General features: G+C 64.7%; 8 protein-coding genes. 4 read left to right on the top strand and 4 right to left on the bottom strand.

What is annotated here, in order from left to right; translation table 11 throughout:
- The first annotated feature begins 158 nt into the window (after positions 1-158).
- Complete coding sequence (locus tag RMP10_RS12410; protein ID WP_310570557.1) at positions 159-1757, top strand: serine hydrolase domain-containing protein; 1599 nt, start codon at positions 159-161, stop codon at positions 1755-1757.
- Between the two features lie 239 nt (positions 1758-1996).
- Here RMP10_RS12410 and RMP10_RS12405 read toward each other — a convergent pair whose 3' ends face one another.
- From RMP10_RS12405 to RMP10_RS12395, 3 genes are read right to left on the bottom strand one after another with little or no spacing between them, the layout of a single operon-like run.
- Positions 1997-2842, bottom strand: a complete 846-nt coding sequence (locus RMP10_RS12405) for an RnfABCDGE type electron transport complex subunit D (RefSeq protein ID WP_310570556.1) — start codon at positions 2840-2842, stop codon at positions 1997-1999.
- On the bottom strand, positions 2835-3782 hold the full coding sequence (locus tag RMP10_RS12400) for an FAD:protein FMN transferase (protein WP_310570555.1): 948 nt from the start codon (positions 3780-3782) through the stop codon (positions 2835-2837). The genes RMP10_RS12405 and RMP10_RS12400 overlap by 8 nt, the downstream gene beginning before the upstream one ends.
- On the bottom strand, positions 3779-4639 hold the full coding sequence (locus RMP10_RS12395; protein ID WP_310570554.1) for an FMN-binding protein: 861 nt from the start codon (positions 4637-4639) through the stop codon (positions 3779-3781). The genes RMP10_RS12400 and RMP10_RS12395 overlap by 4 nt, the downstream gene beginning before the upstream one ends.
- A 153-nt stretch (positions 4640-4792) precedes the next feature.
- Between RMP10_RS12395 and RMP10_RS12390 the strand changes: the two genes are divergently transcribed.
- From RMP10_RS12390 to RMP10_RS12380, 3 genes are read left to right on the top strand one after another with little or no spacing between them, the layout of a single operon-like run.
- Positions 4793-5188, top strand: a complete 396-nt coding sequence (locus RMP10_RS12390) for a metalloregulator ArsR/SmtB family transcription factor (RefSeq protein ID WP_310570553.1) — start codon at positions 4793-4795, stop codon at positions 5186-5188.
- Positions 5172-6122, top strand: a complete 951-nt coding sequence (locus tag RMP10_RS12385) for an SRPBCC domain-containing protein (protein ID WP_310570552.1) — start codon at positions 5172-5174, stop codon at positions 6120-6122. The genes RMP10_RS12390 and RMP10_RS12385 overlap by 17 nt, the downstream gene beginning before the upstream one ends.
- Positions 6123-6165: 43 nt before the next feature.
- Positions 6166-6927 carry a hypothetical protein gene (locus tag RMP10_RS12380; protein WP_310570551.1) on the top strand — a complete coding sequence of 254 codons (762 nt, stop codon included), beginning with the start codon at positions 6166-6168 and terminating at the stop codon, positions 6925-6927.
- Between the two features lie 87 nt (positions 6928-7014).
- Here the strand turns inward: RMP10_RS12380 and RMP10_RS12375 are convergent, their stop codons facing one another.
- Entirely contained in the window at positions 7015-7911 is an 897-nt protein-coding gene (locus RMP10_RS12375; RefSeq protein WP_310570550.1) for a DUF4394 domain-containing protein, read from the bottom strand.
- Position 7912 lies beyond the last annotated feature (1 nt).

Raw genomic sequence — 7912 nt, 5'->3', positions numbered from 1 at the left:
CACGCCCCCCCCGTGTGCCGGCCCTCTATGCGGCCCTCACCCTCCCGCCGGTACCCTTAACGCGTTACTGGGGTTCTGAGTCTTTTAACTGGTTAAAACGACTCTGACCCCTTGAACGCCCCTTGAACGCCCCTTGAACGCTGACCCCTTGAACGCTCATGCCCCGTTTCTCGCCGACCTTCACTGAATTCGCCTTCGCGTCGGCCGCCTTGATCACTACGGCGGCAGTGCCAGCACAGGCACAGTCCAGCATCGCGCCACCGGCGCGTTTCACCGACCCCGATCGCGTCACGAAGTTGCGCGCCGCGCTGCCGCAGATCGACAGTGTGATGCGCGCTTTCGCGACGAACTCGCGCGTGCCCGGCATCGCCTACGGCGTAATCGTCGACGGCAAACTGCTGCATGTGGCCGCGCTGGGATTGCGCGAGGTGCCGAGCAAGGCGGCGGTAGACACCAGCTCGGTGTTCCGTATTGCCTCGATGACCAAGAGCTTCACCGCGCTCTCGATCCTGCAGCTACGCGATGCCGGCAAGTTGTCGCTCGATGATCCGGCCGAACGCTATGTGCCGGAAATGAAAGCCATGCGCTACGCGACCAGCGACGCACCGCGCATCACGATCCGTCATCTGCTGTCGCATTCGGCGGGCTTTCCGGAAGACAACCCGTGGGGTGATCAACAGCTCGCCGCTACCGATGCGCAGCTGTCGGCCATGATCAAATCAGGCATTCCGTTCTCCAACGCGCCGGGCACGGCGTACGAGTACTCGAACTTCGGCTTCGCGATTCTCGGTCGCATTGTGCAGAACGTGAGCGGCATGTCGTACGCCCGCTACATCCAGGAGCGCGTGCTGCGTCCGCTTGGCATGACCTCCACCACCATGGAAGCGCGCGATGTGCCGGCGAATCGCCTGGCGCACGGCTACCGCTTGCAGGACGGTGCGTGGCTGGAAGAAGCAGCGCTGCCCGACGGATCATTCGGCGCCATGGGCGGCATGCTCACCAGCAGCGCCGACCTGTCGCGCTGGGTCGCCCTCATGCTCGACGCCTGGCCAGCACGCGACGGCGCCGAGTCGCCGGTGCTCAAGCGGTCGTCGCTGCGCGAGATGCAGCAGATCGCGCGCTTCAGCGGCGCCACGGCCGCGCGCAACGCCGCCGGCGTGTTGTCACTGAATGCCGGTGGCTACGCCTACGGGCTGCGCTCGGCGTCGAACTGTCTGTTCGCGCATATCGTGTCGCACTCCGGCGGACTCCCCGGCTTCGGCTCGCAGATGCGCTGGCTCCCCGAGTACGGTGTTGGCATCGTCGCGCTCGGCAATCTCACGTACACGGGCTGGACGGGCGTGATCGATCAGTCACTCGAGATCCTGTCTCGCAGTGGTGGGCTGAAGGCGCGAGAGCCGCAGCCGGCACCGGTGTTGCTGGCCATGCAGAGCCAAGTCACGCGCCTCGTGCAGGAGTGGAAGCAGCCGCTGGCCGACAGCATCGCGGCAATGAATCTCTTTCTCGATGAATCCGGCCCGCGTCGCGCGGCGGCGATCGAGCAGATGTCGAGGGCGGTGGGCGGTAACTGCAAAGCCGTTGGTCAGATTTGGGCCGAGAACGCGCTGCGCGGCGTGTGGCGCATGCAGTGTACGAACGGGGCGCTTTCTGTTGGCATTACGCTGGCGCCGACGGAACCGGCGCGCGTGCAGCAGTTCACGGTGGTGCCGATGCGAGCGGACGCGGTGCTGGGAGCGGCGCCGCTCTGCCGGCAGTAACTGCGCAACCACTCAGTATTCAGTGTACTGAGTTCAGGCGTCAGACTGTTTATAGTGGTCAGAATTCAGCAAACTTCAGTCCGCAGTTGCGAGAGTTTGACTGGCGGCGCGGCGTGGGTGCACGGCAGATCCGGCGCCGCGCACGTCACCAAGGAAATTCTCGAAACCGAGCACTGCAGCTGGTGAACTCTGACCACTATAAACAATCTGACGCCTGAACCTGACCGTCTGAACTCAGACTACTGAGCTGTTCGCAAGGCCCGCACGCGATACCTCCGCCACGCTTCCCACCCGTTCGCCACCAGCAGTCCCGCCAGCAGGAAGTACACCGCGCCCACCAGCTCGAACACCAGATACGACACCACCGCCGTGATCACGCCGAATACGATCTGATCACGCGCCTTGGGAGGTGACGTAGGCGGGTCGGTCACCATGAAGAACGCGAAGAACAGCGCCGCGTGCAGGTCTGGCTCGCGATACAGCTCGGCCACCTTCGCCGGGTCGCCCACGAACGCGGTGACGGTGAACAGCAGAAAGTGCACACCGAGAAACGCCAGCACCGCCGGCATCTTGTTCACGCGGTCGGTGATGAACACGCCGGTCACGAACAGCGCGGCGATCGCGAGACTGGGCAGTTCGGGCAGCGCGCCCCACCACGAATGCCCCGTGTCGAAGGCGAAATAGCTGATTACCAGCGCCAGTGCGGCAGGGTTGAATACGTTGGCCGAGCGTCCGCGTACCACGTACTTGCTGAGCACTCCGATCACGGCGGTCATGGCGGCGATCTTCCATGAGCCGAAGGGGCTGAGCACCATCGCCACCAGCAGGCCGGTGAGCAGTGCGCCGCTGGGGAACGACCATTCCTTGTCGCGATAGCGCAGAATCGGCGCGTCGACGAGCATGGCGGCGACTGCCGCCGCGGCGACACCGGGGGCGACGACCGCGAAGCCGCTGTGCGCGGCGGCCAGCGGGATCAACAACGCGAGCGCGATCACCAGCAGGCCCTTCGGTGTCTTGAAGAACTTCGTGAGCGACTTCAACGAGTTGTTCGGCATAGGCGACATGGTCGCCACAATCTCAGACATCGATCCAACCTGGCGTAGTGTGACGGACCAGCTGCGCGTTGACGAGGCACGCGCGGAGTTCCTGGCGTTCAAGCAGCGCCAGTCCTTCGGTACAGCCCAATACAAAGGCCGCGGTACCAAGCGCGTCGGCTACCATCGCGCTCGGCGCGATGACCGAGGCGCTGATCACCTCGCGCGGCGATACGCCCGTACTCGGATCGAGCACATGATGTTCACTCTCCGAGTTACCAACGCGTCGTTCATAGTCGCCCGACGTACACAGTGCGGCATCAGTGAGCGACACGCGCGTGAGCAGCGCCTGCGGTTCGCGCGGATGACGAATGCCAATCGTCCACGGCAGTTCGTGGTCGTTGTGTCCGGCGCAGTACACATCACCACCCGCGTCGACCGCGAAGTTCGCGAGCGGCCGCAGTTCCTGCACCGCCATGTCGATGGCGAGTCCTTTGGCCACCGCGCCCAGATCCAGCACGAGCGCACGCTCCAGGCGGATCGATCGCGCCGACGCGTTCAGTACGACATCCCGGTACGACACCTCGCGCTCGGCGAGCACCTCGGAGCTCACCACCGCGCCGCTGCGATAGTCGCGCGTGAAGCCGCGCGACTCCATGCGTGCTCCCACCGTGGGGTCGAATGCGCCGTGTGTTTCCTCGGCCACCGCCAGCGCAAAGCGCACCGTTTCGAACAGCATCGGCGACACCACCACGTCTTCGCCGTGTGTCGCACACAGGCGTCGCAACTCGCTGGTGGCGTCGAAGCGCGTGCAGATCGACTCCACGCGATCGAACCAGGCATAGGCGCGATCCACCGCCTGATCGCGCGTGCGTCGTGCGCGCTGACTGCGGTCGTGACCAACCACCTGAATCGTGACCACGGTGCCCATGCGCGGACGCGAGGAGATCGCAGCACTCGCCGGCACACCATCGAGCGCCGTGCGACTCACTTCGCCTGCGCGAGTGCCTGGGTCACCGCATAGTAGAACGCATCGGAGCTCACCGTGGCGCCCGACACGAAGTCCACCTCGGCCGACTGACGCGCCACCACTTGCGGCACGAGCACGGCGATCCACGAGCACGAATAGCGCGTGAGGCACTGCGAGATCACGGCGTTCGTGATGCGTCCGTTCTGGATCTCGACCATCGCTTCGATATCCCCATGTCGCGAGGTGCCGCGGCCGAGGTACACGCCGTCTTTGTACGTCGTCTTGGCGGCGGGCTTCGCGGCAGGCGCGGGTGCCGCGGCAGGCGGCGAGGGTGCAGGCGCCGGTGTCGGCGTCGTGACGGGCGCCGGCGTGCTCTGCACCGGCGTGCTGGCGACCGGTGCCGGCGCGCTCGGCGGAGTCACCGGTGCGGCAGCCGGAGGCGTCACGATCGGCGGAGACACGGGCGTCGTTACCGGCGTACTCACCGCTGGCGGCGGTGCGGTTTCGACCGTCGCGACCTGCACGGCCGCTGAAGGGGTCGCCGCAGTCACCTTGGCAACCAAAGACACGACCGCCGGCGTCGACGGAGCGGGAGGCGTCGCACCCAACCCACCCGGCGCCAGAGTCGCCGCGGTCGGGACGTCCATCACCGACACCACCGGCATCGCCGGAACCGTCGACTCCCCCGATTCCCCCGCTGCCGTCCGCGCACCCACCGCGCCCGCACCCGCCCGCAAGGCACTGCGCGGACGTCGCTCCGCAGCCTCCGCCGCCATGCGATCCGCCGCCGACTTCGTTTTCGCGAAGCCTGCCGTGTACACGATCAGCACGGCCGCTGAACCGAGAGCGACCAGGTTGTTGCCGCGAGGCTTGGACACGGAGTAGGCGGGCGCGTCGAGAGGCGAGGAAGAGAGCCGAGTGTCGGTATATACGCCGCGAATGCCCGCTCTGCTGCGACCGTCCACCTCGCTCTTGTCTAGGGAAGGATGTCGCTTACTATACCAATCAGCTAATTAACCATGCGGTAAACCATGCAAGACCCACTCAGTCAAACCTTCTCGGCCCTGGCCGACCCCACCCGTCGCGCCATCCTGGCTCGGCTCCGACACGGCGAGGCCAGCGTCTCCGAACTGGCCGAGCCGTTCCTGGGGCAGATGACGCTGCCCGGGGTGACCAAGCACCTCAAAGTGCTGGAAAAGGCCGGTCTCGTGACCAAGGGACGCGAGGCGCAGTGGCGCCCCTGCACCCTCAATGCGGAGCCACTGAACGACGTCGCGGCCTGGATGGACGAGTACCGCGCGCATATGGAAGCCAGCCTCGATCGACTCGGCGAATACCTGAAGACCGTCACGAAGACCGTCACCACATCGACGAATACGTCGGCCCCCACCACCTCACCGGACTCCCCAGATGACCACCACGGATAGCGCCCTCGACATTGCCATCACTCGCATTTACGACGCGCCGGTGGCGCTCGTGTGGGATGCCTGGACCGATCCCGCTCAGGTGGCGCAGTGGTGGGGACCGCGCGGCTTCAGCATCACCACGCACAGCAAGGACCTGAGTGTCGGAGGGAGTTGGGTGTACACGATGCACGGACCCGACGGCAAAGACTGGCCCAACTTCACGCGCTATCACGAGGTCGTGCCGCAGTCGCGATTGGTGTACGATCACGGCGCGTCATCGGAAGACGCGAAGCCGATGTTCCGCGTGACGGTGGAGTTCCGCGACTTGGGGCAACAGACCGAGCTCAACATGCGCATGACGTTCGCTACGCCAGAAGACGTCGCGCAGTCGCGTGCGATCATCAAGGCGGCGGGTGGCAACTCCACGTGGGATCGCCTGGCGGAGTACCTCGAAAAGCAGGCGACGCAGCAGGAGATCTTCGTGATCAATCGCAGCTTCGATGCGCCTCTTCACACCATGTTCGACATGTGGACCAAGCCGGAGCACTTCGGGGCGTGGTTGCCGCCCACCGGCTTCACTATGAGATTCAAGCACATCGACATTCGCACCGGCGGCAGCGGCTCGTACGCGATGACCAACGGGCAGTTCACGATGTACGGCCGCGTGGACTACCTCCTCGTGCAGCCGCCCGACCGTCTCGAGTACACGCAGTGCTTCACCGATGCCGACGGCAACATCTCACGCCATCCCGGGGCGCCCACGTGGCCGGAGAAGATGAAGACCACGGTGCTGCTCACGCCCGAAGGCGCATCGTACACGCGCGTGACCGTGCGCTGGGACGTGTACGGTGCGGCCACGCCGGAAGAAGTCGCCGCGTTCGTGGCGGAGAAGGGCGGCATGACCCAGGGATGGACGGGTTCGTTCGACAAGCTCGAGGTGTACTTGAGCACGTAAAAGCCAGTTCACCGCGAAACGTTCGCTCGAACTCAGGAGCATCATGACCGTCATCTCACGCGTCCATGTCGTCGCCGTTGCACTAGCCGTCGTGCTGTTCAGCGACGCCGCCAAGGCTCAGGTCTGCGCCGGGTCCTCACCGTTCTCGAACGGAAATGTCCGCCTCGGCCTGGTCAGTGGTACCATCGGCGCCGGAGTGGGTGGCGCCGACGGAGAAACCTCGTTCGGACTTCAACTCGCGGCGGGTGAATCACGCGGGGCGTTTGCAAGCGCGTTTGCCTCGGCGGGGTCATCGACCAAGCGCTTCATCCGAGAGGAGTTTGCGGCGAGTGGGGCCGACGACGCTCTCTCGAACACCATCGGCGCAAGCGGTGGCTACAGCGTTACCGCGCCCACGTGGCACGAAGTCGAGCTCTGCCCCATGGCCGGATTCGCACTCCAGAACGGCCCCGCCATGTGGCGCGAATGCACCGCGATAGCCAACGGCGGACTGAGGTGCTCGGGCGCGGTTGACGCGTCTGCTCGAGCCCTCTGGTTCGGCGGCAGCGTCGGCCGCCTTCATCGAGTTTCTCCCCGAATGGCGTTCGTGCCCTTTGTCGCCGCCGCCGTTGTCAGCTCTCGGATTACCGGCGACGGGCGAAGTCAAAGTGATAGCTACGTCAACATCAGCCTCGGTGCGGGCGTCTTGGCAAAACGCATGACAATTCGGCCAACGCTCTCCTTTCCGATGGGATTGGAAGGAGGTCGAAGAAGCTCTGGCCTTCAGTTTGCCTTCAACATCGGACCCAAGAGCCAACCGCGATAACGTCCGCGCGACGTCGAGACGAGCTCCATAATGCGAGCGCGTACAACGCTCCAGTTCGCGCGGCCGTTGCATCGAGAACGAAGCGTCTTACGGTCGAACGACGACACTGATGAGTGCACCCTTCGTCTGAGCGAGTAGGCCGAGCTTGGTGGTCACGCCGGTGTCGAGGTTCACCGTGTACAGCACCGATTTCTCCGAAGCCGATGTGCTCAACACGGCGAATGCCGTACCGGTCGCATTGCTGATGTCGAATCCGGACAGCAGGCCGGCGTCAACGCCAAGCGCGCCCACCGTGACCAGCATGCCACCGTTTGGTCCTCCAACACCGAACTCCACCAGCACATCCTGTGCGGCATCGATGGCGTACAGTTCCGTTCCCGTGGCCGGGTTGGCGTCGTTGTTCGTGTATCCCGACGCCGTGAGATCCGGATTAGCGCCCGCATTCACATCTCCCATCGCGTAGGCCAACGGCACATCGCGAATGGTCAAGCCGGTCTCCACGTTGATACGGAGATTCTGATTGGTGTTGCTGTGGATGCGAAGGCGATCAGCCGCCGGATTGAAACCCACGCCGAACGTCGAACCTTCCAAGGGGATGCTGAGCATCACCGGCATGGTGGCAGCTCCGGTAACGGGATCGACTTTGTACAAACGACTGGCGCTGGTCACCGCGTACAGCGTGCCAATTTCGTTGACACCGTTGGCGCCGGTGTCGCTCGGACGGAAATCAATCCCGATGACGGTCTCGCCGGCGACCAGTCCCGTCATCGGCACGATGCCCGTCGTCTGATTGCTTTTGTCGCTCGTGAAACTTACGAGCTCATTGTTCTCCGTGAGCCCGATCAGGGACTCGCCGGAGGTGGCCCCACCGCCCTCTGCCGCGCGAGTGCTGGCGGATGAGATGTCGGTCGGCACTGCCGTGGGTGTTTCCGCGCAGGCGGCAAGGACGATCGCGGCCAGGAGGAAGGGGAGACGGTTCGTCATG

It is taken from the genome of Gemmatimonas sp. (assembly GCF_031426495.1).
In the GTDB taxonomy this organism is placed as follows: domain Bacteria; phylum Gemmatimonadota; class Gemmatimonadetes; order Gemmatimonadales; family Gemmatimonadaceae; genus Gemmatimonas.
Note: the sequence above shows the minus strand (reverse complement) of the source record. Positions and strands in the feature narration are given on the sequence as shown.